The organism is Kitasatospora sp. SC0581, assembly GCF_048159585.1.
Taxonomy (GTDB): domain Bacteria; phylum Actinomycetota; class Actinomycetes; order Streptomycetales; family Streptomycetaceae; genus Kitasatospora.
In genome coordinates this window covers 1-373 of sequence record NZ_JBLRWA010000217.1, presented here as the reverse complement: position 1 = coordinate 373, position 373 = coordinate 1, and the positions used below count along the sequence as shown (strand labels likewise).

Annotated in this window: 1 protein-coding gene; it reads right to left on the bottom strand. The window is 74.0% G+C overall.

From position 1 onward, the window contains the following. A partial coding sequence (locus ACLWS4_RS37850; RefSeq protein ID WP_416876551.1) for a M64 family metallopeptidase occupies positions 1–373 on the bottom strand: 373 nt, incomplete at both ends.

Sequence of the window (373 nt, the reverse complement as noted above, 5' to 3'; positions counted from 1 at the left end):
TGGATGATCCGTCCGGCGTCCGGGCTGCCGCCCGCCAGGGTGGTGACTCCGGTGCCGCCGGCTCCGCCGTACTCCCGGGAGTTGGCGAGCGCGATCAGGTACTGCGGGCCCTCGCCCTCCCCGGCGTAGCGGGCGGCGGCGGTCTCGTCGGCGCAGAGCAGCCGGGCCGTGCCCTCGCACCAGAAGTGCATGCCGAGCGGGGTGCCGGGCCGGCGGCCGGTCTGCTCGCCCTCGGCGATGCCGGAGGTCGGGGAGACCACCTCGACCCGCCGTATGTTGAAGAAGCCCTGGTAGCTGCGGAACGGCTCGATCTCCATCAGCGCGTGCCACGCCTGGTCGGCCTGACGGCGGAACAGCTCCTGCTGGTCGGCGG